The organism is Paenibacillus silagei (assembly GCF_017874735.1).
GTDB lineage: Bacteria > Bacillota > Bacilli > Paenibacillales > Paenibacillaceae > Paenibacillus_AQ > Paenibacillus_AQ silagei.
Window position 1 is genome coordinate 72,676 of the sequence record NZ_JAGGLV010000001.1, and the last position, 25,620, is coordinate 98,295.

General features: G+C 50.0%; 19 protein-coding genes. 3 read left to right on the forward strand and 16 right to left on the reverse strand.

The annotated features are described in order from the left end of the window. The first annotated feature begins 160 nt into the window (after positions 1-160). On the forward strand, positions 161-823 hold the full coding sequence (locus tag J2Z70_RS00305) for a response regulator transcription factor (RefSeq protein ID WP_209868357.1): 663 nt from the start codon (positions 161-163) through the stop codon (positions 821-823). A gap of 505 nt (positions 824-1,328) precedes the next feature. Here J2Z70_RS00305 and J2Z70_RS00310 read toward each other — a convergent pair. From J2Z70_RS00310 to ftsE, 5 genes are all read right to left on the reverse strand, one after another. Then, a complete protein-coding gene (locus J2Z70_RS00310; RefSeq protein ID WP_209868359.1) occupies positions 1,329-2,675 on the reverse strand; it encodes a PDZ domain-containing protein in 1,347 nt (448 codons plus the stop codon). A 263-nt stretch (positions 2,676-2,938) separates the two neighbouring features. Further along, positions 2,939-4,405: a S41 family peptidase gene (locus J2Z70_RS00315; RefSeq protein WP_209868361.1), complete on the reverse strand. Its 1,467-nt coding sequence runs from the start codon at positions 4,403-4,405 to the stop codon at positions 2,939-2,941. 143 nt (positions 4,406-4,548) lie between these two features. Then, positions 4,549-5,865 carry a murein hydrolase activator EnvC family protein gene (locus J2Z70_RS00320; protein ID WP_209868363.1) on the reverse strand — a complete coding sequence of 439 codons (1,317 nt, stop codon included), beginning with the start codon at positions 5,863-5,865 and terminating at the stop codon, positions 4,549-4,551. A 43-nt stretch (positions 5,866-5,908) separates the two neighbouring features. Further along, entirely contained in the window at positions 5,909-6,823 is a 915-nt protein-coding gene (ftsX, locus tag J2Z70_RS00325; RefSeq protein ID WP_036721183.1) for a permease-like cell division protein FtsX, read from the reverse strand. After that, positions 6,813-7,499, reverse strand: a complete 687-nt coding sequence (gene ftsE, locus J2Z70_RS00330) for a cell division ATP-binding protein FtsE (protein WP_036721184.1) — start codon at positions 7,497-7,499, stop codon at positions 6,813-6,815. Before ftsE ends, ftsX begins: the two co-directional genes overlap by 11 nt. A gap of 190 nt (positions 7,500-7,689) precedes the next feature. Between ftsE and J2Z70_RS00335 the strand changes: the two genes are divergently transcribed. Continuing rightward, entirely contained in the window at positions 7,690-9,117 is a 1,428-nt protein-coding gene (locus tag J2Z70_RS00335; protein WP_209868365.1) for a VanW family protein, read from the forward strand. Between the two features lie 108 nt (positions 9,118-9,225). On the opposite strand, the gene J2Z70_RS00340 is transcribed toward J2Z70_RS00335, so the two are convergent. The 8 genes from J2Z70_RS00340 to J2Z70_RS00375 all read right to left on the reverse strand — a co-directional run bounded on the left by J2Z70_RS00340 (position 9,226) and on the right by J2Z70_RS00375 (position 17,744). Then, complete coding sequence (locus J2Z70_RS00340) at positions 9,226-9,831, reverse strand: DL-endopeptidase inhibitor IseA family protein (RefSeq protein ID WP_209868367.1); 606 nt, start codon at positions 9,829-9,831, stop codon at positions 9,226-9,228. A 202-nt stretch (positions 9,832-10,033) separates the two neighbouring features. Continuing rightward, complete coding sequence (pilO, locus tag J2Z70_RS00345) at positions 10,034-10,693, reverse strand: type 4a pilus biogenesis protein PilO (RefSeq protein ID WP_209868368.1); 660 nt, start codon at positions 10,691-10,693, stop codon at positions 10,034-10,036. Beyond that, positions 10,680-12,299, reverse strand: coding sequence for a pilus assembly protein PilM (gene pilM / locus J2Z70_RS00350; protein WP_209868370.1), 1,620 nt, complete (start codon positions 12,297-12,299; stop codon positions 10,680-10,682). The genes pilO and pilM overlap by 14 nt, the downstream gene beginning before the upstream one ends. A gap of 14 nt (positions 12,300-12,313) precedes the next feature. Continuing rightward, a complete protein-coding gene (locus tag J2Z70_RS00355; RefSeq protein ID WP_209868372.1) occupies positions 12,314-13,063 on the reverse strand; it encodes a prepilin peptidase in 750 nt (249 codons plus the stop codon). A 100-nt stretch (positions 13,064-13,163) separates the two neighbouring features. Continuing rightward, a complete protein-coding gene (locus tag J2Z70_RS00360; RefSeq protein WP_209868374.1) occupies positions 13,164-13,685 on the reverse strand; it encodes a type II secretion system protein in 522 nt (173 codons plus the stop codon). 122 nt (positions 13,686-13,807) lie between these two features. Beyond that, a complete protein-coding gene (locus J2Z70_RS00365) occupies positions 13,808-15,013 on the reverse strand; it encodes a type II secretion system F family protein (protein ID WP_209868376.1) in 1,206 nt (401 codons plus the stop codon). Next, positions 15,000-16,061 (reverse strand): type IV pilus twitching motility protein PilT, encoded by a 1,062-nt coding sequence (locus J2Z70_RS00370; RefSeq protein WP_245367887.1) that lies wholly within the window; start codon positions 16,059-16,061, stop codon positions 15,000-15,002. Before J2Z70_RS00370 ends, J2Z70_RS00365 begins: the two co-directional genes overlap by 14 nt. A gap of 18 nt (positions 16,062-16,079) precedes the next feature. Further along, the gene (locus J2Z70_RS00375; protein ID WP_209868377.1) at positions 16,080-17,744 is read right to left on the reverse strand and encodes a GspE/PulE family protein; all 1,665 of its coding nucleotides are present in this window, start codon (positions 17,742-17,744) and stop codon (positions 16,080-16,082) included. A gap of 299 nt (positions 17,745-18,043) precedes the next feature. On the opposite strand from J2Z70_RS00375, the gene J2Z70_RS00380 reads away from it, so the two are divergent. Then, positions 18,044-22,567, forward strand: coding sequence for a choice-of-anchor A family protein (locus J2Z70_RS00380; protein WP_209868379.1), 4,524 nt, complete (start codon positions 18,044-18,046; stop codon positions 22,565-22,567). Positions 22,568-22,675: 108 nt separating this feature from the next. Here J2Z70_RS00380 and J2Z70_RS00385 read toward each other — a convergent pair whose 3' ends face one another. The 3 genes from J2Z70_RS00385 to J2Z70_RS00395 are packed head-to-tail and all read right to left on the reverse strand — an operon-like array spanning position 22,676 to position 25,608. Beyond that, entirely contained in the window at positions 22,676-24,580 is a 1,905-nt protein-coding gene (locus tag J2Z70_RS00385) for a hypothetical protein (protein ID WP_209868381.1), read from the reverse strand. Further along, entirely contained in the window at positions 24,555-25,082 is a 528-nt protein-coding gene (locus tag J2Z70_RS00390; RefSeq protein WP_209868383.1) for a PulJ/GspJ family protein, read from the reverse strand. Before J2Z70_RS00390 ends, J2Z70_RS00385 begins: the two co-directional genes overlap by 26 nt. Continuing rightward, entirely contained in the window at positions 25,066-25,608 is a 543-nt protein-coding gene (locus J2Z70_RS00395) for a type IV pilus modification PilV family protein (protein ID WP_209868384.1), read from the reverse strand. The genes J2Z70_RS00390 and J2Z70_RS00395 overlap by 17 nt, the downstream gene beginning before the upstream one ends. Positions 25,609-25,620 lie beyond the last annotated feature (12 nt).

Consider the following 25,620-nt stretch of genomic DNA (forward strand, 5'->3'; position numbering starts at 1 on the left):
TATCCTTGTGCCATGAGCCGCAGCATCGGCCAGACTATCAGCTGTCCAACTGTAACCCATACCACAGCTTCCCCATATGCCACATCCCCCAACCACACACTCATCAACTTAGCCGGGGACGGGCAGCGGGAGTATATTCACAGATAAGAGGTGCTGATTCATGATTAGAGTATTGATTGTTGACGATGATTCTTTTATCCGCGAGAGCCTGAAGGTATTGATCGGGCTGGATGCCGGTATCGAGGTGGCCGGAACCGCAGGGAATGGCCGGGAGGCTTTCTCCTTGCTGGGGGAGCTGCCCGGCGGAGCGGATGTTGTACTCATGGATATCCGGATGCCGGAATGTGACGGGGTGGAAGGCACACGGATGATCAAAGAAGCCTATCCGGTCGTAGCCGTCCTGATGCTGACCACCTTCGATGATGACGAGTATATCATTGAGGCTCTGCGCGCCGGAGCCAGCGGATATCTGCTCAAGAACATCCCGCCGGACCGGATCATTCAAGGCATCAAGACCGTACATGAGGGCAATATGCTCATTCATCCCGAGATTGCCCGCAAGCTGGCGGGCTTCCTCCAGCCATCCGCGCGTCAGGAAGCCCCCGAGGCTCAGCCGCTTGCTTCCTATGGCCTGACCAAGTCCGAGCAGGCCGTAGTCACCTCCATCGCAGAGGGACTCACCAACAAGGAAATCGCCGCCAAGCTGTTCCTGAGCGAAGGCACCGTCAAAAACTATATCACCGACATCCTCAGCAAGCTCGGCGTACGTGACCGGACACAGATTGCGATTCTGTATCTGAAGAGTACGCAGGGGAACCATTGAGCCACTGAAATGCTATCTCTCGCCAATTCTAAGAGTTCCCTCTCACGGATCGCTTGTATGAATCGCATTGTTGCACATTTTGCAGGATTCTTCTAAAAATGTTACGGACTACGGGTACATTGTTGCATCATTTGCAGGAATTCTGGTGCTTAGTGTGACTTATCGCTGGATTTGTTGCATTTCATGCAGGATTTCAGCCTCGGCCGCTTCTATTGGTCAGTATTCCTGCACTTCTTGCAGGATTTCTCTACAATGTTGCGGGCTGCGGAGCATAGGCTCCCCTCTTCACAGCAGCACCGATTGTGTTCGGTTTTTCGCATACATCAGGTCCACAAGTCCCCATGGTTGCGTATTGTATTCGGTTTGTCGCTCCAGGTGCCTCACATCAGTTCCTTATCAAATATAAAAGGCCCGTTCCCCCTGAACTTAGTTCAGAAAGAACGGGCCTCTTTAAGCTTCCGTACCAGCAGCCGCTGGGGGAACCAATTACGTTGATAATCATCCGTCAGACGCCGGCAGATTCCTGCTTAGCCTCTGCCGGCGACGTCTGTTTGGCCTCCGCAGGCGGCGTCTTCTTCGCCCGGCCCAGCCGGTCGCCCTGCACTCCCCGCTGCCGGATGCCTGTCCGCATCCCGATGATGCTGAAGATGCTGGACGGCTTGGTCTCTGCGGTGATGCCCCCGTCCGGGTCCGGCACCAGAATGATGCCGAGCTGATGATGGTCCCCCGCATAGATCGCGCGCTGCAGATACTTGCTCTCGCCTTCGCGGTTCTGCACCTCCAGCTTGCAGAACGCGGGGTTCATGCGCAGCGCCTCATGCAGCTGCGCCGCGCTGGTCAACAGGACCCCGTTGACCTTCAGCAAGATCTCGCCGGGCAGGATGCCCAGCTCCTGCGCGGGGCTGCCCTGCAGCACGGCCAGCACCTTGCGGCCGGCCGGGGGATGCACGAAGATGGGGCTAAGGCTGCGCTCCTCCAGAGCGCTATACCAGCTTAACCCTTCGTGCAGCAGGATAGCCGCGAGCGCCGCGACAACCGTCAGCGGGCTCCATAGGTCCGCAAGCAGGCTGAGACCGAGCAGGACGGCGCTGTAAATCAGCAGCCGTCCGAACGTCCGGGCCGCCTTGCGTCCGGGCAGCATGCCCTGGGTCATCTCGCTGAAGCCGATGATGACCGGCAACGAGACCAGGCCGAGGCCCCCGCCCAGCAGCGGATGCCACGGTAGTTCACCGATTCCGCTGCCTGCGGGAATCAGCACGAACAGCGGCAGCGGCCAGAAGGCCTGCAGCTGATAGCCGCCCACCACCTTGCCGCGCTTGCCGGCAAGGAACAACGGCGTCGCCAGCCGGGTCCCCTGCCAGCGCGCCAGCAGCGCCTCGGCCACGTGAAGCAGCGCGGCCAGCGCCAGCAGCGCCGGGATGTCCATCTCCCGCACGGCACCGGCAACCGTTCCGGCGGCTCCGCTCTGCAGCGTCCCAGGGAAGAACGACAGCACAAACTGCACGATTCCAAGCGCGCCTATGGCATACGCAAAGCATAAGTAACGCACCCGAAACAGCATTAAGATAAGGCTTACTACCCAGATACAGGCAACAGCCATATAAGTCACTGATACTCCCAGTGCAACAGCGGCAAGGGAGACCACCAGTCCCATGAGTCCGCCAGTCCACACGGTCCGCCAGGTTTCCGGTCCCCAGCTATGCAGCTTCACATGAATAAGCTTCCGCTCCAGGGCCACCTGTCTGCGGTAATATAGGGCAATAAATAGAATAGCGATATAGTAATAGGGCTGAATCAGCAGATGAAGGACTGCTGTGCCCCAGCTGGTCAGCAGCTCCGGGAGTACATTCAACGGTTCGCACACTCCTTTTCATAGCCATTAGCAAATAGGGATTATCTGCACGCCAGCATAATGTATGCTGTTTTTCACATACATCTGGCCCATGCACCTGCACGCCAGCATAATGTATGCTGTTTTTCACATACATCTGGCCCATGCACCTGCACGTCAGCACAATGTATGCTGTTTTCCGCATACATTCGGGCCACAATTAAAAACAGAATTAAATGATAATATCCCATTCAAAGAAAAAAAGAAGGCTGAAATCAGCCCTCTTACTTGTTCGACGCCGCAGCCTTGATTTCCTTCTGAATTTCTTCGATCCCCTTATTCCGCTGATTGTCATTCACCGGATCCTGGATGACCTTGATCAGCGCCAGCTCCAGCGCTTCCGCGGTCTTGGCATCAATCGAGCCTGTCGATTTCAGCTTGGCTGCGCTCTGGAATTTCTTGACCGCTTCTTTGGTCCCGGCATCGAAATAGCCGTCCTTGCGGCCCGGCTTGTAGCCTAGCCCATCCAGCATGGTCTGCGCACTTTTGACATCTGCATTGTTCATATTATATTGCAGCGTAACGCTCTTGTTAATCGGCGCCACCGAGAAGTAATCCGGCTGGGCTACGGCGATATCCGGCTTAATGCCCTTGCCGTGAATCCAGGTGCCGTCTGGCGTCAGCCACTTAGCAATCGTAATCTTCAGCAGGCTTCCGTCACCGAGCTGCTCCTCGAAGCTGGTCTGCACGGTGCCTTTACCGAACGAATTCTCCCCGATCAGCTTGGCTCCGGCAGATTGCTGCAGGGCTCCGGCCATGATCTCCGAAGCGCTCGCGCTGCCCTTGTTCATCAGCACGACTACCGGATACTTTTTGCTTGATCCCTTCGAGGTGCTGACCTCGCGCCGCTTGTTCTTGTCCTCCACCTGTACGATGGCTTTGCCGGAAGGAACGAACTGCTCAACCATCTCAATGACGACCGGCAACACACCGCCCGGGTCATTGCGGACATCAATAACGAGTCCCTTCATGCCCTGCTTCTCCAGCTTCGTCAGCTCTTCCTTGAACCGCTCCGAGGTGTTCTGTGAGAACTGCGTAACCTCGATCACACCGACATGCTCCTTCTCCATTTTCGCATAGACCGTCTCCAGTCTGACATCATCACGAGTGATGACGAATTGCAGCGGCTCTGCTGTTCCGGTCCGCTGGACCTTCAGGGTCGCCTTGCTGCCCTTGGGACCGCGGATTTTGGCTACAGCCGCATTCAGCTCCAGCCCTTCCAGCGATTCACCGTTCACGGAGAGGATCACATCCTTGGCTTGAATACCGGCCTTCTCTGCCGGTGAGCCCTTGATAGGGGAGACTACAACGACCTTGCCGTTGTCGGAGGAGACTTCAGCGCCAATCCCCGAGAAGGAGCCTTCAATGCTCTCCTCGAACCGCTGTGCCGTCTCCTTGCCCATGTAGTTCGAATACGGGTCGCCCAGTGCTTCCATCATTCCGTTGACCGCACCGTCAATCAGCTTCTCCCGGTCGACCTTCTCATAATAATTGCTCTCGATCAGGCTAAGAGCGGTACCCAGCTTCTTCGATTCCTTCTCCTGTAGTCCGGCAGTCTGCAGGACCGTTGCCAGCCCTTCACCTGCGGCTTGTCCGAATACCTGTACATAACCGGTCACGCCCAGGGTCAGCAGACTGCCGCACAGCAGTGCCGCAACGATCATAAAGGCCGCAGTGCTTTTCTTTAACATGATGTTCCCACCGTCCCTTCTTGTCCATCTTAACACCAGCATGGGCCCGTTCCATGAGAAACGGCATCTCTTCCAGTATATGCCGCAGCATGAAAATATATTTATCAATTCAGCCAAACTTATAATTTATCCGCTTAGTCCACTTACAGATAAGGCATAGGATTGACCGGTTTCCCGTTGATCCGCACTTCAAAATGCAGATGCGGGCCGGTAGAACGTCCCGTTGAGCCGGATTCGGCGATCGTCTGTCCGCGCTCCACCCGTTGTCCCTGGCTCACCTTGATACCGCCCTCGCGGATGTGTCCGTACAGCGTCCATACCCCGCCGCCATGATCAATAATGACACAGTATCCGTAACCGCTATACCACTGCGCTAACACAACTGTACCGGAATCCGCCGCATGGATACTCGTACCCTGCGGCACGGCAAAGTCTATACCGGTATGCAGCTTGCCGACTTCATGCGTCACCGGATGGGTCCGGTAGCCAAAAGGAGAAGAGATCCGCGCGTAGCCCACCGGCCGCAGGTAAGGACCGTCTCCGCCCGAATAATCTTCTGCGCTCGCAACGGAGGAGCTGTCGCCGCCGGAAGACTTGGAGGCCTTCGCCTTCTCCGCCGCCTTGGCTGCGGCTAATGCCGCACGGCGCTGCGCCTCAGCCTTCGCGGCTGCCGCTCTGCGCGCTGCTTCCTCCGCCTTAAGCTTGTCCTTCTGCGCTTCAAGCGCAGAGCGGCTGCTAGCCAGCTCTACCAGCTTGGCATCCTGTTCAGCAGAGATGACCTCCGAATTCTCAATCTCCTCATCATAATAAGCGATCAGCTCCTGCTTCTCCGCTTCCTTCTCCTTCAGCATACTGCGCTGGGCTTCCAGATCGGTATACAGCTGCTTCGCCGTTGCATATTGCCCTTCCAGCTCCTGCTTCTTGGCAATCACCGTCTGCTTGTCCAGCTTATGCTGCACCAGCAGATCCTGATCCTGATCCACGATCATCTTCAGGGAATCGGCCCGGTCCAAAAAATCAGAGAAGCTGGTGGAGGACAGCAGTACATCCAGATAGGAGACCGCGCCATCCGTGTACATAAGACGGACACGGGATTCCAGCAGCTTTTCACGGGAGGCCACGCGCGCCTCAGCATCATCCAGCTCCGTTGCTGTCACGGTAAGCGACTTCTCCGTGCTGGCAATTTTGCCGGATATCGTGGTCATCTCACCCTTCACCTGGGCAATCTGCCCCAGCACATAGTCGAGATTCAGCGTGGTCTTATTCTTATAGTGCTTAGCCTCCTGATTACGGGAGTCCGCCTTCTCCTGCGCCGCCTTGGCCGCCTGGACCTCCTGCTGCAGCTGCTTCAGCTGCTTATCGATTTCGGCAACGCTTGTTTTCTTCGCATACCCGTCAGAGGGCCCGAACATTGTGACAGCCAGCAATATTACGGCCATTCCGGCAGCAATTCTTTTCAACTTGCACTCTCCGTCCTTTGTTCAATAATGTGAATAATACAGGCTATACCTTCAAGAACTTGCGGATCGACACCGTGCTGCCCCATACGCCAATCAGCACCCCGAGGCCCACCAGCAGCCCGCATAGCAGCAACCAGATATCCTCGAATGGAATCAGCTGCAGCCCCAGCATCGGATCTCCCTTCACGGAAGCCACCAGACTGCTGTAACCGGCGTAGAGCGCACCCGAGGTTACCACTGAACCGATCAATCCGATCAGAGCACCTTCGATAAAGAAGGGCCAGCGGATGAAATAATTCGTTGCTCCCACGAGCTTCATAATGCCGATTTCCTTGCGGCGGGCGAGGATCGTTACCCGGATAGTATTCGAGATCAGGAACATCGACATCAGCGCCAGTCCTGCTACAAAAATAAACCCGATATTCCGCACCGCCTTGGTCACCTTGAATAAAGTCTCCACAGAGCCTTTACCGTAGTTCACCTTGTAGATCGGCTGCTCTTCATGCGTCTTGTTCAGTGCTTCTATCTTCTCCGCTACAAACGGAACCGTGGTCGGCTCAATCACTTCAACGAGCAGCTTGTCCGGCAGCGGATTATTGTCTTCATCGAAGCCTTCCAGGAGCTCGGCGGCATCCGGCCCCATATCTTCACGGAATTCCTTCAAGCCCTGTTCTTTGGAGACGAACTCCACCTTGCTGACTTCCGGCATATTGCCGATTTCGTTTTCCAGCTTCTCCCGCATCTTCTGGTCCGTATTCAGCGTCAGATGCACATTGATCTGCACCTGGCTGTCTGCTTTGTCCGCAATTTGATTGACGTTGAGCACCAGCAGGATGAACACTCCGAGTACGAAGAGAGAGACAACGATGGAAGTGATGGACGCCACCGACATCCAGCCGTTGCGGAATACGTTTTTGAAGCCTTCCCGCAAATGCCGCAAGAAGGTTTTAAAACTCATAACCGTATTCCCCTCTCAATTGGTCTCTGACGATCGTTCCATTCTCAATCGCTAGCACCCGTTTGCGCATTTTGTTCACAATATCCCGGTTGTGGGTCGCCATAACGATCGTGGTACCGCGAAAATTAATCTCATCCAGCAGCTGCATAATGCCCCACGAGGTCTCCGGGTCCAGATTGCCGGTAGGCTCGTCCGCAATAATAACGGAAGGATTGTTGACGATGGCTCTGGCAATCGCGATACGCTGCTGCTCCCCCCCTGAGAGCTGTGAGGGCTCACGCCCCGCCTTGCTGCGCAGTCCCACCAGATCGAGCACTTCATTCACACGCTTCTTGATAATCTTCTTCGGCGCCTCAATAACATCCATCGCAAAAGCCACATTCTCATACGCCGTCATCTTCGGCAGCAGCCGGAAATCCTGAAAGACCACACCGATATTGCGGCGCACATAAGGGATCTTACGGGGCTTCAGCTTGCCGATATTGAACCCGCCTACAGAGATCTGTCCTTTGGTCGGCGTTTCTTCTCTATAAATTAATTTCATGAACGTTGATTTCCCTGCGCCGGACGGTCCGACAATGTAGACGAACTCATTGCGGTCGATTTTGACCGATATTCCCTGCAATGCATGGGTCCCGTTAGCATAGGTCTTCCATACATCCTGCATCTCAATCATTTTCTCACTTCCCGATTCTGACATCTTCCGCCGGGCCACCGGGCCGGGGGAGCTTCCATAAACTGCATGATTATCGCAGGCGTATCTATTGTAACAAATCCATAACCCCTTGAGTACCCGAAAGTTTTACCGAATCCTTACATATACATAAAAACATCAGGTTTCGCCCCCATAGAAGGAGAGATTATTTATGAAAAAAATACACGCCGCTCTCATCGCGGGTTTCGGTCTGATGCTGGCCGGTTCGCTGGCTGCCGGAGGACTTCATCTATACGGGACCCAACCTGCCCTACCTGCAAACACCGTTATCGCTGGCTGGGAGGTTGGCGGAATGAACATCGCTGACGTAGCGGCCGGAATGGATGCAAGACTTCAGGCGCTGGAAGCCACTCCACTCATGCTGAAGGCAAAAAATAATGCCGGACGCAAGGTTACCCTTAAGCAGGCAGGTGTGACCTATGAGGCCGGGGACTTCCTCCAGGCGCTGAAGACGCTGACGGACGGCACGCTGATGGAGCGGGTACAAGCCCGGCGCAGCTGGTCCGGCAGCTGGAATATGGAGATTCAGCTGCAGACTGCGCAGCTCAGAAGTCTTTTGAATCCCGAATGGGAAAAAGCCTCCTTCGGCGTTCCGGTCGATGCGGTCCGGCGGATCACCGGAGATGACCGGGTCGTCTATACGCCGGGCACCTCCTCCTACGAGGTGGACTGGCAGGCGCTGGAGCTTGCGATGCAGGCGGCGGTGCCCACCCGGTTGGCCGCTGACGGCACACTTCAGGATCAGCAGATTCAGCTGGAGGTTCCCCTTGCCGTCAAGCAGCCGAAGATCACACTACAGGCACTCAAGGATCAGGGCATCGATCGCAAAATCGTCCAGTTCAGCACCTCCCTCGGGGCCAGCGGCCCCGGGCGCAGCTTCAATGTGGAGGCGGCCGCCAAAGCTGTAAACGGCACGGTGCTGCCGCCGAATGCGGTTTTTGATTACGGAAAAGCAATCCAAAAGGCCCAGACCGAATACGGCTTCCGCGAAGCCCCGGTCATCGTGAACGGCAAGCTCCAGCCCGGCACGGGCGGGGGGATCTGCCAGGTCTCCAGCACCCTGTATAATGCCGCGCTGCGCTCCGGGCTTGAGATTGTAGAGCGGCGCAACCACTCGCTTCCGGTCAGCTATCTGCCCAAGGGGCAGGACGCCACTTTTGCCGAGGGGTATATTAATTTCCGCTTCCGCAACAACACCGGCAAATATCTGATCATCAAATCCGAAGTCCAGGGGCGCACGCTGACCATTAAGCTGTTCGGCACGTTCCCGAAGAACGTCACCTATTCCGTTGAATCCAGAACCGTCGAGGTGCTGCCCCCCACAGATAAATATGTGAGCGATGCCTCGCTCCCCAAGGGCGGAACCCGGGTACTGCTTGCCGGCAAAACCGGCTATGTAGTTGAAACTTACATTACCCGCCACGTAGATGGTAAAGCCGTAGAAAGAAACCTGCTCTCCCGCGATACCTATTACGCCCAGAAACGTGTTATCGCCATCAACCGCGGCGGGATGAGCAAATCCGATCAGCCCGAATCCCCGCGCAGACAGCTCGTCGAGGACGGCGTGAAGGTGCGTTAACTTCCATTTTCCTCAAAATGTATAGCAAGCAGAAACGGCTGTGCCCTCCTTATGATAAGGTCGGCACAGCCGTTCTTTATGAAGTGTTAGACGGACTGAAGCCTCTGTCTAGAACAAAGTATCCGGCGACATATCAATTCTCCAGTAACCGTTCACCTTCTTCAGCTTCACTGTAACAACTTCGGAAGACCCGTTCGCTCCTTCAGCAGGTACAGTCAGCTCGAATACTGCCGCCTGTGCAGTCTTGGAGATCATCCGTGCAGTCGCTCTGGTGAAATCCAGTGAGTTGCCCAGATCGGAATTGACCTGCGCCATTCGTCCCTCATGCTCCAGGAACTGTGTCTGTGCGTAGAAAGCGGCCGCATTATGCGTGAACCCTTTCTTGATATAGCTCATCAGCTGCTGCTTCGAGCCCAGATCACTGGACAGATAGCGGTACTCCTGTGCTTTATAAGTGAACAGCTCCGGGTTGAATACATTACCTCCCCGGCTGGCATACGTATATAGCTTTTTGGCATGAACCACCAGCGGAACAACACTCCGTTCAGTGAGATTGTTAATGGTCGCCGGCCCTTCCTTGCCCGGTGCAGACGCCGCAACCGTTCTTACGCCCTCAATGCTTGCCACCGGTGAAGCCGCAAGCGCTCCGCCCCCTGCAGAGACAAGACCCAGTGATAATGCCAGTGAACCGATCATCCATTTTTTGTTCTTCATCTTGAACGCCTCCTCGTATTCCTGTGTGGTAGCCTGAAGCGTACTTCAGACTAAGCTGCTGCGATAAGTACTGTATAACATTACAATAGCCCGTAAGCTGTAATACCCAAACCACCCGGGGGTATAAACGGGTAATGGGGGAAATGCGTAAAAAAACTCCGTTCCCCATAAAGAGGAAGCGGAGTTGCTTATAAATTAACGGCTAGTTATTTTCGCTCATCGAGATTGGTGCAGGATTCACATCAGCAGCTGTTGGAGCTTCACCTTCCGCACTCTCGGCATCCTCGAAGTAGGCTGTAAACGAGACATTCGCCGTGATAATACTGGAAGTTCCTCCTGCACCCCCGCCGTCCGAGGACCGCTGAAAGGTTAATGTATCGACATTCACTACGCGGGGCAGCTGTTGCAGTGCGCTCAGCCAATTACTGATACTCGAATAATCCCCCTCGACTACAGCCGTCATAGTGAGCGGCTTGACCGTGGGGTATACCGCCGTACCTGAACCTGTCATTGTCTGAATCGGATTCTCTTGACCTATACTGAAATTGACATCCTTTAGCTTCGCCCCGGATACTGATCCGATAGAGCGCAGATCCAGAATCATTTGTTCACTGTTGTCACCTTTCGGAAGCTGGGTGAGCAGTGCAGCCTCTTCGGCTTGCTGTGAGGTGTCGTTCTTGCGTTCATCAATTTTGCTCTCAAGCAGGCTATTCTGTTCATTCAACTGGCTCAGCTCAGATTCCTGATCTTTGACAGTTCGGCTGGTAGGCTGTAGACCAAGCATGAAGAAGGCGAATAGCAACAAAAACAGGATAAGCACGCCCAATGTAATAGGTGACCTGTATTTATTAATTTGTTCCATTGCCATCCCCCTCCCCTGACGCTGCCTGTTGGTCTATTCCAGTTGTATCGTTAGTCTTCGTTTTTAGTAAGCTCACATGATAAACAGCAGTATACGTACCGTACCCTGAGACCGAACCGGACTGTACGGTGGTATCCCCTTCTGTCAGCTTCTGAATTTCGGCACCCTTGGTGAAGGACATTTTGCGCAGATTGGCCAAATACATCGAGGAAGCTTCCATACTCGGCACTCTTAACGTGAGATCGATGGAATCATGATACGTATAGTTTATACTTCGCAGCAAGCTATCCTGCGGCAACCCCGCGGATAGCTCATTCAATACAGGTACAATAATTGTCCTATATGCGAGAATTTCATCCACTGCAGCTTTTCTATTCAGAATCCCGGAACTTCCATTGATCTTGGCGAGTTCGCTTTGAAGCATCAGCGAGCGGTCCTGGGCACCCTGTATTTGTTGCTCGTTCTCTGCGATCTGCCCTTTATTCGTTGCAAAGAATATACCAACCCCTACCGCACCGACCAGCCATATTCCAACAAGAGCGACAGCAACATATGGGAAAAGCAAGGCCTCACGGTCTTCCCGCGGCAGCAGGTTAACGGCAAGGGTATTACTATCCTGCAGGGCTGCCCCGGCAGCTATACGATAATCATTCAACTCCAGATCAGGAGTACTGTCACCCATGACATCTTCCAGTCCTATCGTTGCTACCTCAAGCTCCGTCAAGGATTGTTGCAGCTCCTCAAGCAGCTGGTTGCGAATCTGAAGGGGGCCTGTAATCAGGACGCTTTGAATTCTTGTGCTTCCGTCATGAAGACTGTATTGATAAAAGTTCAGCATGCGCGAGATTTCAGCGGTAATCTCCAGCATCCGCCCAGGCGCAAGTAAACCACCGGCCAGACTAGTCGACGTAGCCGCAGCTTCTCTGACATAGTCTATCCCAGCTTGTGTAGAGGGCTGTACGCCGCTATTCAAATCCATTTGATTAATGGTTCGAATAAACACTGGATTACCACTACGGAACATATATACGTCAAGGACATTCTGCTCGATGTTAATAAGCATCGTATCCTCAAACTCTGCCTTCCGGCCAATAGTCAAGCTACGGGCAAGTGCAGTTGCTGCAATCTCCACCGTGCCTACGCGCAGACCCGCTCCTTCAAGCACATCAATATAATCTTGGATCGGCTTCCGGGGGGCAGCGAACACCAAGAGATGACTGTTCTCCTCATCCACATCAATCGTGACATAATCATAAACAGGGCTTTCAAAGGGCAGATGCATCCCCGTCTCTACTTCCAGCTTAACAAGCTGCTCTACTTGCTTCGGATTAGCGCTGGGAATACTCATTTTACGGATGATGATCTGCGATGGCGGAATCGACAGCGAGATCCGTTTACCGCGCAGTCTCTCAACCTTTACCCAGTGCTTGACCGTTTCCAAGAGAGCTTCACTATCGGCTACCTGATTCTCAACAATTAATCCTGGCGGGAGCGGAAGGTAGCGCTTTTTGCGTACTTCCCATGACTTTTTGTTCTTAAAGCTGATATAGCGGATTCCCGTCTGCTCAATCGCAAGACCGGCCACCGGGTTCTGAAGTCCAAGCATAAGCCATAAGCCTCCTAATGAATAAGCGAGAGATACCCGCCGATAATCTCTGAACCATAACCGTAAGCAAGTAATGCACCTAGAGCAAGCCAAGGACCAAAGGGAACGGGCTGACCGCGCTTAGCGATACCTGCCAATTGGAGTGTACCGCCAACCAGTGTACCTAATAGACATGCTGCGAAGAAGGCAAGCAGCACATTAGGGAACCCTATGACCAGTCCCAGCAAGGCGAACAGCTTGAAATCACCCATCCCCATTCCGCCGAACCAGGCAAAGGGCAGAATGATCGCTCCACCTACAGCAGCACCTAGAAGAGATAACCATAAAGGTCCTTCAACATTCAACAGAGTTAGCACTAGCAGGAATGGTGTGAAAAACAGCAGGATTTTGTTCGGTATCAGCATATATTTGAGATCAGCCACCGTCACAATAACAGCCAGACTCGACAATAGGATCGCAGTTACACCTCTAATGCTTACGCCAAACTCCAGATAGGACCACAGGAACAGTAGCCCAGTCGCAAGCTCGCCTAGCGGGTACAGCATGGATACTTTAGCACCGCAATGCCTGCATTTACCACCGCTGGCCAACCAGCTGAGTACCGGCACCAAATCCCGCGGCTTCAGCCGCGTTCCACAACCAGTGCAGTGCGAAGGAGGATGATTGAGAGATTCTCCGGCTGGCACACGCAATGCGACAACGTTATAGAAAGAGCCTAGTATTAGCCCGAGCAGCGTGATGTAAACAGCTATAACGATGGTCATAGTACATTCCTTTTGTGTAAAGTGATTTGTAAAAAAGGAACCGGAATGATCCGATTCCTAGATAAATTAAGTAAGATTTCGTGGATTACTCACATAATCTTTAAGGATTTGTTGTTGGTGCTGCAGTAGATGTACTTGACTTCAAAACCTGCGAAGCTGAAAAGCTGCCTCCAGCCACCGCTGCTGCTGATTCACTAACCTTGACAGCTGCATCAGATGTGGAGCCAAGTGGCTTTGGAGCTAAAGTAACGGAATCTAATTGACCCGCTGTTGTGAAGATTACTTCCCCACCAGTAACAGTGGCCTTTGTGCTCGGTAGACTTAAACCGTTATCTAAATATCCCTTTTCCTGCAAAGTTTTAACAAAAACTTTCGTAGCTGGAGTAGTATTGAATTTCCCATCCTTCTCACCTGCAATGTATAATCTTGCAGCATCATAAACCTGCCGAGCAGTAGCAACATCTGAATCTGCTTTAGCATTAGAAATAATATTTCCAACCAACGGAATCGCAATAACCGCGATAATCCCCAAGATAACGATAACCGCCAATAACTCGATCAGCGTGAAGCCCTTCTGGCCTTCCTCTTTACTTAATCTCTTCTTGATTGCATTTGCTAACATTTGGTTTCCTCCTAAAATATAATTTTAAAGGTCTGGATGATTGCTTGTTTCGTTGTATCTGCATTCGTCAGTACGAAGGCTATCTGCCCCCGCCCGGCGTCACCCCTCTCAAAGATGTCTCATCACATATTGCTATAGATACTGAACATTGGCAGCATAATGGCCGCTACGATCACACCGACTACTCCCGCCAGGAAAGCTATCAATAACGGCTCAAGCAAAGACTTCAGCCGGTCAACAGTGTTTTCCACATCCATCTCATAGAAATCTGCTATTTTGGACAACATCTGGTCGAGCGCACCCGTCTCTTCACCTATGGCGATCATCTGTGTGACCAGCGGCGGAAAGACCCAGGCTTTTTTCAAAGGTTCTGACAGAGGCTTTCCTTGTCTGAGTGAGTCCCCTGCGCTGCGTATGTACTTTCCAATCACCTTGTTGCCCGCAATTTCTTCAACAATCGCCAGCGATTGCAGGATCGGCACTGAACTGGCATACAGCGAGGAGAAGGTTCTGGTGAACTGCGCAATAGAGCCCTTCTGATTAAGCTTCCCGAACACAGGCACCTTCAGCTTGGCATAATCCAATGCGTAGGCCCCCTTCTCTGTACGCTTCGTTATTTGAAAGGCTACTATGATCACAATCAGACCGATCAGCCAAAAATACCATTGCCCTTGTATACTCTTGCTAAGCACAAGTACCATCTTGGTAATAGCCGGAAGCTCTGCATTCATCGACTCAAACATGGTTACGAACTGCGGAACGATAGCCCACAGCAGATAGATAACAGCCGCCACCGCCATAACACCAACGGTGATCGGATACATGAGCGCAGATTTGATTTTCTCAGTGGTCGTATGCTGTTTCTCAAAATACATCGCCAGCCGTTCCAGCGTTCCTTCAAGATCCCCGGTTTCCTCACCCGCCCGTACCATACTCACGAACAAATGCGGGAATATCTTTTTGTGATCCTGTATGGCTTGCGAGAAAGCTATTCCCCGCAAAAGGCTCGAACTGACGTCCTGCAGCGCTTTAGCCAGCGGCTTGCTGTCTGTCTGCTCCGCCAGGATTCGGGTCGCATCTACGATAGACACACCTGCACGGATTAACGTAGCGAACTGGCGGCAGTAAATAATGAAATGAATGGTTTTCACCGGATTACCGATATAAATCTCCATCGACAGGATAGAGTTTTTCTGCTCATTCAGTGAGAAAACAGTAAGTCCCCGCTTGCGGAGTTCCTCCATGGCAATGGACTTATCTTGTGCCGTAAGCTTACCTTTGAGCTGTTTGCCCGCCGGAGTCTTAACCTGATATTCAAATTGAGGCATCGGAATTCACCCCCGCAAGATAGGTTTTAGCTGCCGATGTGTCAATTAGCCCTCTAGCCAGACATTCACGGATGTTCATCTCCAGCGTATGCATCCCCTGGGCCTTACCCGTCTGCATGATATTCTTGATCTGATGTGTCTTCTCGCTCCGTATCATATTCCCGACTGCGGGCGTATTAATCAGAATCTCAGTTACACTGATTCGCCCCTGACCTTGAGAGCGGGGGAACAAGCGCTGTGAGATTACTGCCAGCAATACAGAAGCCAGTTGCAAGCGGATTTGGTTCTGCTGATGTCCGGGAAAGGCATCGATAATCCGGTCAATTGTCTGTGGTGCATCTGAGGTGTGCAGGGTTGCCATGACCAGGTGGCCGGTTTCAGCTGCGGTTACCGCTGCTGATATCGTCTCCAAGTCGCGCATTTCTCCAAGAAGTATGACATCGGGATCTTGCCGGAGTACCGCCCTAAGGCCAGTTGGAAAGCTGGCCGTATCGCTTCCAATCTCTCTCTGATCGATAATGCAAGTCCCATGGCTATGTAAAAATTCAATCGGATCTTCCAGCGTAACAATATGTTTCCGTTCACGGCTGTTAATATGATGGATCATTGCCGCTAATGTGGATGACTTGCCGCTCCCTGTCGGACCTGTTACCAGAATCAGCCCCTGCGGCTTCAGCGCCAGTGATGAAAGTATCGGCGGAAGCGCCAGCTTCTCCAGGGTCGGAATGTCAGCCGGAATACTCCGGGCAGCAATACTGATTCCCCCTCGCTGCCGATATACGTTCACGCGGAACCGGACTCCGCCTTCCAGCGGGTAAGAGAAATCATACTCACCCGCCACCCGGAATTCAGATTCTCTCTCGGGACCAAGCAGGTCAAGGGCCATCTGTTCAGCCTCACCAGGACCAATGAATGCTCCCTCCACATTCTCAAGTCGACCGTCAATCCGCAGCACGGGAGGTGAGCCCACGGAGATATGCAAATCAGACGCCCTGGAGGAGTGAGCCAAGTGCAGAAGCTGTATAATCGTTCTAGTTGAAACTGGCAATATGTCTCCCCCTAATCATTAATGGGATACTGTCTCCCGCAGCACTTCCTGCAGAGTGGTCATCCCTTGCGATACTTTAAGCAGACCATCTTCCATCAGTTGGACAAGGCCGCCTACTTTGGCAGCAGAGCGCAGCTCTTCTACGGAAGCGGAGTCGGTAACCAATTGCCGCATATGATCATCGATAGTCAAAACTTCATGAATGGCAAGCCTGCCCCGATAGCCGGTAGAGTTGCAGCTTCCACAGCCGCTTCCCCGGTGAAGGATATCCGTCCGAAGTCCGTAACGCTCAAGCATAATCGCTTCCTGCTGGGAAGGCTTATAGGTCTCCTTACAGTCTGTGCAAATTTTGCGCACCAGCCGCTGGGCAACGACACCGATCAATGACGAAGCAATCAGATAGGGCTCGACACCCATATCGCGAAGTCGGGATATGCTGCTTACAGCATCGTTAGTATGTAGTGTTGAAAGTACCAAGTGTCCTGTCAGTGAAGCCCGGACGGCAATTTCAGCTGTTTCGGTATCCCGGATCTCACCTACCATGACAATATTGGGGTCTTGACGAAGTATAGAGCGTAATCCTGCTGCGAATGTAAGGCCAATGGCCGGATTAACATGCACCTGGTTAATCCCTTCAAGCTGGTACTCCACAGGATCTTCAACCGTGATAATGTTAACAGTCTCCTGATTCAATTGGCTGAGCGCCGAATACAATGTCGTAGTCTTTCCGCTGCCTGTAGGCCCTGTAATGAGCATGATGCCATAAGGACGGCCAATCATTTCCTTAAACGACGACGCATTGCCTTCACTGAATCCCAGCGTATCCACTGCCTTGATACCGGTACTGAGATCCAGCAGCCGCAGTACAATTTTCTCCCCGTGCATCGTTGGCAATGACGACACACGGATGTCAATCATCTTGTAGTCGAATTGCATTTTGATCCGGCCATCTTGGGGCAGGCGACGTTCCGCTATATTCAGCCGCGCCATGATTTTGAGTCGGGCTGTAATAAATCCCTGCATCTGCTTGGGAATCAGCCGCTCAGTACGAAGCGTTCCATCAATCCGGTAGCGGATGAGCAGGTTATTCTCGCCGGGATCGACATGTATATCGGATGCCCGCAATTGAACCGCCTGTTGAATCATCTGATTAACAAGCCGGACAATGGGCGAATCCTCGTCAGTAATTTCTGTCTCTGTAATCTCTTCCTGTGTCGGCAGCTCGATCAGCATCTGGTTCATAGAGTCGCGCATACCATAGTGTCTTGCAATAGCACGCTGCAATTCGTCTCTGGTAGAAATAGCCGGTTCAATCCGGAAACCCGTACTCATCCGCAAATCTTCAATTGCGAAATAATCCAGCGGATCTGCCATCGCCACCATCAGCTTTCCCCCCTCTTTCAAGAAAGGGAGAACCTGATATCGCTTGGCCATACTTTCCGGAATAATCTGTGTAATCGCCGGGTCAATATGGTATTTATGCAAACTGACATGAGGGATACCCAACTGGAATTCCAATACCTCAATTAATTGCTGCTCTGTAATGTACCCTTGCGAAATCAGCAGGTCACCTAATTTGCGTTTGGTCTTACGCTGGTCTACCAACGCCTCCTGAAGTTGTTCCTCTGATATAATTCCGTTCTCTACCAGCAAATCTCCCAATCTCTTTTTTATGATTGCCAACCGCAGCTCATCTCCATGCCATGTGGATTATGTAGATCATCGGTTCGTATCTGCATCAAAATACCTATTTCAAATTTTAAAAATAAATTTTTAGATAAATAATTTTAAAAATATAATTCTAAAGACTCAAATTTCGAGGTATATTTACACATTCCATCATTGCCTATCTGTGAAAATTATCCTAGAATGATATATAGCATATTATAGGTGATCTTACAATAATTTTAGGAAAAAAATGCAATTTCGCCATATGAAACAAACTATTCATTCTATTTTTTCGATAAACGGAGGAATTGTTGATGAAGGAAATGTTTAGACGGAGAAAGTTGGTCTTTATTTCTGGTGCTATTGCATTAATGGTAATGCTAGTTTTACTAGTTCAGATGTTTAGTCCGGATGTGGAGGCCTCCAATAATAACTATCCGATACGCATTCTTGAGGTCACTGATCCAACCAGTAGCAGTCTAAGTTCAGGCGGCAGTGAGCTGGAAGAACTCAAGAAAATTTCTAATGTCAGCGTAGAGACTATGACCATGAAAAGATTCGTGTCGCTGCGTGAGGACTGGGATGGAAAGTACGATGCAATTTACATAGGCCGCGGAAGCTTCAATAAGCAATTGGTTACAAGCACTGTGAATACCAAAGATACCGACCGGGACAAAGCCCATAATACGCTTGCTGTCCAGAATGATATCACGGGTCTGAAGGCACAAGAAATTATCGAGTACTATATCAATAAAGGACTTTATGTATACTTTCAAGAGGATACCTTTGCAACTCAGGATAAAGATAAGAATCTTCAAGGGAACCTCTATGCTTCTTTTAATATCTACCGTTCCTCTATGGGCGCAAAGAGCAATGTCATATTTCTCACGGATGCCACCCGCAGCAGCCTGATAACAGGAATTAAGACCCGCACTGCACCAACAATAACCGGCCTAATTCGGCGTCCGCTGCTTATCATTTCCAATAAATCAAAGATTAAGAGTTACTTGGCTAATCCTAATGAAACTTATGGACCAGGGGATACCCTGACATTCGGAATTAAGCTGGATAATGTCCCTAATATTGCTACCACCCCTGTAAGGGTAAGATTATATATGAATATGGATTCTTCAATTCCTATGACCGAAGAGCATGTGGTCGCCTCCCTTGAGCTGAATTCAACTGAAGGGACACTTCACTACACATTACCAGATACTTATACCGGACTACTTTACTGGAAGCTGGAGGTCACCGATACCTCTACTAACCTTAAAACCTTTGACAGAGACATCATCCGCTTTACGGGTGTTAAGCCTATCATCAATGTTCTTCAGGTTATGCCCTCAGGCCGTTCTGATAGCTCGCTCCGTAATAGTCTGAACATGAATCAGGATTACTTGAATAACAGCAAATATCAGCTTTCTATTTCTACGATGAACATCGACAAGTTTAATTCGTATATTATTGAGCATGCCAAAGATCCACAGCGTGGTCTTAACGGTGTGTATGATATGATCGTCTTCGGTTTTCAGGATATGTATGACCGGGTAACCAATCCAATGCTTTCAAAAGAGGCTGCCCAAGCCGTCTATGATTTCGCTAATACGACAAAACAAAGCATCATGCTTACCCATGATACGATTTTTATTGATGATCCAAACGATTCAAATTTCTGGGGTGATTATTTCCGGGCGCCCGTTGGCCAGACTATAAGAACTTATCTGGGAGGAAATGCAGTAAATACATCCTCCAAGGTTGTTCCAGTCAATAACGGCTTACTGACGGAATATCCTTTTAACCTTAATACTGCGAACAATACTTACTACCCTGTTGCCGAGACGCATGATCAATTCTTCATGCTGGATCTGGAACGTGCCGATGTAGTGCCTTGGTATAACATTAAGAGTGAGTCTGGAAAAATTCAGCGGGATGTGGACGACAGCTATAACCACTTCTACACTTACTCAGTAGGCAGCATTACATTCTCCGGCACAGGACATAGCAAAAAAGGAGATATCAATAGTAATATCAAATTCCCGGACTGGGAACAGAGGCTTTTCGTCAATACCATGTACAGGGCTTTTGCCGGCGCCAACCACGCTCCTGAGATTACGGTAAATTCTCCTGCTGAAGGCAGTGTCATCCCATCCTATGCAAATGAACTACTGGTAGATTACAGTGCAAGAGATTTTGATCTGAATGACCGCAACCTGAAAACCTCCATTCGCTTTAAAACGGAAGGGAACTATATAGATAATATTGGGGTAACTGACTTGAACCTTCAGTCTGGACTGACCATCAGCCGCTCCTTTACGAATCCGCTTCCGAATGGAGGAAATCTACAAATTGAAATTAAAGCCTGGGACAGTCATGGTGCGCTGGCAACCAAAACGGTTAACGTAACGATCAAACCAGCCACCTCTAGTCTGACCGCTACACAATCCTTGCCCAATAGCATTGTCGATGGTCATGTTGTACGGGGAGAAAGCGTTGCTGTAACCTATACAATTATTCCAAAACCGATTCCATTCTCCCAAGCACAGATTACGGCAAATGTCGGCGACAGCCAGATTATTTCTAATATCACCTTTAAAAGCAATCTTCCATCCGGTCTGGAAATTGTCGAGTCCTCCTCACCCATCAACCAAACAGGAACGGTAGAATCGGGCTATAGCATTACCAAAAAATTAAATGATATTCGTTACACGCTCCAGACTGGAGCAAATGGTGTGAAGACATTTATTCCCGATCCAGGTCAGGAGGTTACTTTCTCCATTACCGTATCACCGCAAAAAGGCGGGGACTTCACATTGAACTCAGCTTCTCTACAATATGATGAAATTCACGCAGCAGCTAACGGGCCGCTTCTTGGAGCCGGACTGGATTACAACCTAATTGTTATCAATAATCAAACAGCGGCTACAATCAATAATCTCTCTATTAAAGGGCGGGTGGCTGTAAGTGGCGATGTCGACTTCCGCAACATTAGCGGGGGTGCCACTATTTACGGAAATAACGCTAACGGTGATTATTCCCAAAATGCTCTAGTAGTAGGTGGGAGTCTATACTACAACAACAATATCACTATCAACGGTAATGCAGTATATGGTGGTACTTACTATTACAGCGGTGCTGCAGACACGCAGTCTATCAGAGGAAAGGTTGTGAAGGGATCACCTATTGACTTTACTTCACTTCGGGACCGGATGACGAGTCTGTCAGTCCGACTTAGTACACTGACTAATAATGGATCAGTAGAATCCGCGTATGGCACAATTAAACTAACGGGTACGGGTGATGCCAAACTATTTGTATTTACCGTTCCGGCTGCTATGGTTGCTTCTGCAACCAGCTTAAATATATCGGTCCCATCAGGCTCTACCGTCTTAGTTAACACTGGCTCAGACAGTGATACTGTAAAAATGGCACTCAACACTAATCTCAGCGGAGTCGATGCCGCCCATGTTATGTACAACTTCCCAAGTGCTAAATCATTGGAACTGCACTACACTCTGAGAGGAACATTCTTGGCTCCGAATGCAACTGTCAGTTTTGATAATGGCGAGCTTACTGGACAGGTTATCGCCGGTTCCGTTACGAAGATGACAACTTTATTCTACTCCCCCTTCAGCGGAACCATTCCGGTTAATGAGGTCCTTGTCCCAGGCTCGGCTGTATTTTCACCGGAGTTAAAACTGCATGCAGCAATCCGGGTTGAGAAAATCACGCTTCCACCAACAGATATCCTACTGAGTGATAAACCCTTAAGGATTGTTCCTACAGAAATTTCACCAGCGGATGCGACCAATAAGATATTAAGCTGGAGCTCAGCCGATCCGTCAATCGTGTCCATTGACCCCATAAGTGGAGATGTTATCGGCAATAGAACCGGTTCTGTTGAAATAACAGCCGCAGCGACAGACGGAAGCGGAGTGATAGGTAGTGCTGTCATCACCGTCAAGGATCGCAGCCTGAGAATTGATGGCGGAGATAGTCCGGTCAAACCTAATACTAATGTAGGACTTATGGCCATTTATAATACAATTCTGGAGAAGAACATCACCTATAGCTGGAAGGTTTTTGATGTAAACGGCAAAGATGTAAGCAGCTATATCCAGGCTACCGCTGAGAACGCCACATTCAATGCACCTGCATCCGGAAAATATAAGGTTCAGGTCTATGTCTCCAGCGACAAGGCTGATCATATTTCCGCCAGCAAAATCATAACTGTGAAGACTCCACTTGAGACACTGACAATTTCGGGCAACGGGAACTCCATCCCAACGAAGGGTTCTCTTACTCTGACGGCAATTCTCACACCAGTACATGCAGACGAAACATCCTTGGAGTGGGGCTTCTTCCATCCGAACGATAGCCAATATGCTGAGTTGAAACCCATTCCCGGAACGAACCAATGTCAACTGGTAGCAAAAGATGTTCCCAACCATACGATACAGGTCGTAGTACAAGACAAAACTAGCGGGATTTCCAGTCTTCCTTATGCTGTAAATATTACTGGTCTTACCAGCCTGGAGTTCAGCCAGTTCAGCCATACTATTTATGTCGGCGATCCTGCCTTTAACCTTGCGGATCTGCTATGGACAATACCACGCACCTTTTCCTTGGCATCCATTCTGAATGACTTAACCTGGACCAGCAGTGACCCGGCTATTGCCTCGTTTGCCAACATGAATACAGGAGCAATTACAGGGAACAAGAAAGGTACTGTAACGGTGACAGTCACCTACGCACCTCCTGGAGCAACTAAGGTTACGGCAAATATCGAAGTAATTGTTAAAAAACATGAAGCGAACCTCAATGAGGGAGACCTCTACTAATTCCTTGGGATAGAACTCTTATTTGAAATAAAAGACCTTCCTCCGCTCCGGTATCTACGGAACGTACGAGAAGGTCTTATTTCTGCTACATCATGCTCATTCTCTTAATTACTCTGTTGTATCAGTATGAGAAGATCTGGGAGGTATACTAACCAGCCTCATAGGACTGACAGCTATATTCACTTTGCGAACCCGAGGCAGACTGGATTGCTGATCGGTGTAAACCCTGTGATTGTAAATTACCCGGAAACGCTCCCTTGCTCTCGGCTCTGTAACTTGCGGTTCCGAGAAGATCAACTGGCTTGGAAGTACTGCGTCAGACGGTTCAGATGTATTGCCCAGCACCGCATTTACTGTCAAATCGCCTTTTGAGAAAAATCCGCCCTTCAGCCAGAATATTGAACCCACCCCATAAAGCTTCGCGTCAGCATCCGTATAAAAGAATGCATTCATTTCATCTGGATCTGCATTGGAAAAGGCATCAATCCGGTTTACCAGCACCGGCCCCTTGGAGATCAGCACTAATTCCTTTTTATCAGTACCCGTTCCCAAGCCGCTAATTACAGCATCCTCTACTGTAGTACGTCCCAGTACAAACATCGTAGAATCGAAGGACACGTTGCCTTTAATCTTTACATCACCCGTGACTAGAATGTTTGCTTTTATGGGGATAGAACCTGATTTATTATTTATAATATTCAAGTTGCCGTCTACCACAATCCATTTGGGAACGGCCCCCCTTTTAGCTGTCTCTTTAAAAGTCAGGCCGTAGAAGTCATTTCCCTCAATAGTGAGATTACCTCCAACCCGGTAGGATTGATTTAAGTCCATGAAGAAATGGTGATACGCTAGAAGCTCATTGTCATACTGTTCAAGCCTAGCCAGATAATCTTGATCACTCTCTTCCTCATTCTGTGCAGGTTTCTCGGGAGGAGGAGTAACTGTCTTGGCATTAATAAGACTCCCTGTCTGGAGCCACTCAGCTAGCTCGCTTGGACTTTTTTGGCTAAGCCGTCCCCTCAATGCCTCAGCTGCATTGTCATTTGAAGGAGAAGTGGCTTCAACCAGCTTATCAATAAAGGACTCCTCTACATTGATTTGTACAAACTTTTTCTGCTCTTTAATTTTAATCTTGTCCAAACTAATCCCCATAATATCCTTAACGGTTTGTTTCATATCGGAGCTGTCAGCTAATATCTTGGCCTCTCCTCCGTTTCCTGAGGGATCAAACACATGGTATTCAATGTCCTTAAGGGACTGCACAAATACCTCTCCCAGATTCGCAGCATCTATTCCATTAGGCTGTATCTGTGGAAACATTGTTGATTTTTTTAAATCGGAATCTCCCAGATACTTATATTCTGCCCTGTTAGAGATAACCAGCTTCTTACCTGCGTAAATATTACCTTTCAGCACTGGAGCTCCATTCAGATAGACGTTCTGCTCAGAACCAAAGGCATATTTCAGAAAATCGGGGTAGGTGTCGATCGTAATTCTCTGCTGCAGTGTACGTTGCACTCCATTTACCAGTGCTGAAGCCTCTACATCAATATAATATTGTCTTAGCTGCATAATGTCATCGGATTTTTTGTCTTTATATTTGATGTAATCAATCATACCACTGCTGCCAACACCAAGTTTTGTGGATACATTGAGTCCTTGCTTATCTAAACGGCTCAGCACATCCTCTAGCTTATCCGGATTAATATCACTTATTTGAGATAGACTGGCTTGGATATACGCCGTGGACTCATCCAGACCCTTTTGCGCCAAGTGAAGACTTTGCACATCATTCTCCCTAGTCTCTGTCCGCACCGCTCCACCGACAGTTGCACTGAGTATCCCCATGCCAAGAATCGTAAGCAACAGAACGATGAACATAACCAGAACCAGAGCGGAGCCATTCTCGGAACGAAACTGTTGCCCCTTGGCTCTATTCCCTCCCAACCGTGAGAGAGCCTTCAGCTTAAGAAGCTTATCTTTACCTTTAGAAGCCGAATTGGCTATCCACATGTAGCTCGTCCTCCTCTGATGCTCCACCTTTGTAATTTAACTTAAGCTGGATTCGCACCAGTCCGAATTCATATAATGCGTTAAGATTGGATCTATTCTCATCAACCTTGGTTACTGCTATGGTAGATCCCGCTAATGCTGAATCCAAATGAAGTGCCGATGTGCTTCCCGGACCAATCCTTGAGTCCCCGATTTGAATATCATCGCCGTCAACCTGTATACGCAGCGGATCACTATCAGATCTCAATAGCATAATTCCTGAATTCGTACTCTGAATTTCCTCAGGTCCATAGGTATATAGCTGTGTGATAATTGAAGACATCACAAGATCGGCTTCATCGCGTAATTTATTTTCCATTGTGATTTTATGATAGCTTCGGAAACCAAACATAGTCACGGAGCCAATGATTCCCGCCACAATGGCAAATAGACTGATGGCAGCGATCAGTTCAATCAGAGTAAAACCATTCTCGCGCTCAGTTGCATTAGCGAATCTCTTCATTGCTGATATATCCCTCCACCTCTACTGGTGCCGATGGGCTGCCCACGGAAGCACTGGTAACCACGACTTTGACCGGGAGCAGATATTTTTGATAAGCGTCATCTAACTCCTTTTGATAAATAACATCTATACTGTACTCCATCCCGTTAACTATGGGGTGCAGTACATGAGATAGGGTTTCCGTGTTAAACGCCTTCCGGTAGGCAGCTCCTTCATCACTGATGGCGTCACCACAGCCCCCAATCTTGCAAACATCTGCAGAAAGCCTATCTGTCTTATCTCTGAAGAACTCTACGGTTTTGTCAAAATCCTGCTTCTCCATATAAAACAAAGCGTTCCGCGCCAGATTGACCATGATCGTCTTATTCTGGTTCGACTTGGAATAGGTCATGGCGTTGGTGAAATAGGAGGTCAGCACCAGGGAAACTATCGACAAAATGACGATGGCGGCCAGCACCTCGATTAAGGTGAAGCCCGCTTCCTTGCCCCGCTCGCGGCTGCGGTTCCATGGGTCTTTCCAGGACATTGTGTTCGCTCC

Excerpts from the sequence above, each read along its gene's own strand:
- J2Z70_RS00305 (WP_209868357.1), top strand. The coding sequence starts at position 161 with ATGATTAGAGTATTGATTGTTGACGATGATTCTTTTATCCGCGAGAGC.
- J2Z70_RS00315 (WP_209868361.1), bottom strand. The coding sequence starts at position 4,405 with ATGTTAAAGAAAAGCACTGCGGCCTTTATGATCGTTGCGGCACTGCTG.
- ftsX (WP_036721183.1), bottom strand. The coding sequence starts at position 6,823 with ATGAGTTTTAAAACCTTCTTGCGGCATTTGCGGGAAGGCTTCAAAAAC.
- ftsE (WP_036721184.1), bottom strand. The coding sequence starts at position 7,499 with ATGATTGAGATGCAGGATGTATGGAAGACCTATGCTAACGGGACCCAT.
- J2Z70_RS00335 (WP_209868365.1), top strand. The coding sequence starts at position 7,690 with ATGAAAAAAATACACGCCGCTCTCATCGCGGGTTTCGGTCTGATGCTG.
- J2Z70_RS00340 (WP_209868367.1), bottom strand. The coding sequence starts at position 9,831 with ATGAAGAACAAAAAATGGATGATCGGTTCACTGGCATTATCACTGGGT.
- pilO (WP_209868368.1), bottom strand. The coding sequence starts at position 10,693 with ATGGAACAAATTAATAAATACAGGTCACCTATTACATTGGGCGTGCTT.
- pilM (WP_209868370.1), bottom strand. The coding sequence starts at position 12,299 with ATGCTTGGACTTCAGAACCCGGTGGCCGGTCTTGCGATTGAGCAGACG.
- J2Z70_RS00355 (WP_209868372.1), bottom strand. The coding sequence starts at position 13,063 with ATGACCATCGTTATAGCTGTTTACATCACGCTGCTCGGGCTAATACTA.
- J2Z70_RS00360 (WP_209868374.1), bottom strand. The coding sequence starts at position 13,685 with ATGTTAGCAAATGCAATCAAGAAGAGATTAAGTAAAGAGGAAGGCCAG.
- J2Z70_RS00365 (WP_209868376.1), bottom strand. The coding sequence starts at position 15,013 with ATGCCTCAATTTGAATATCAGGTTAAGACTCCGGCGGGCAAACAGCTC.
- J2Z70_RS00380 (WP_209868379.1), top strand. The coding sequence starts at position 18,044 with ATGAAGGAAATGTTTAGACGGAGAAAGTTGGTCTTTATTTCTGGTGCT.
- J2Z70_RS00385 (WP_209868381.1), bottom strand. The coding sequence starts at position 24,580 with ATGTGGATAGCCAATTCGGCTTCTAAAGGTAAAGATAAGCTTCTTAAG.
- J2Z70_RS00390 (WP_209868383.1), bottom strand. The coding sequence starts at position 25,082 with ATGAAGAGATTCGCTAATGCAACTGAGCGCGAGAATGGTTTTACTCTG.
- J2Z70_RS00395 (WP_209868384.1), bottom strand. The coding sequence starts at position 25,608 with ATGTCCTGGAAAGACCCATGGAACCGCAGCCGCGAGCGGGGCAAGGAA.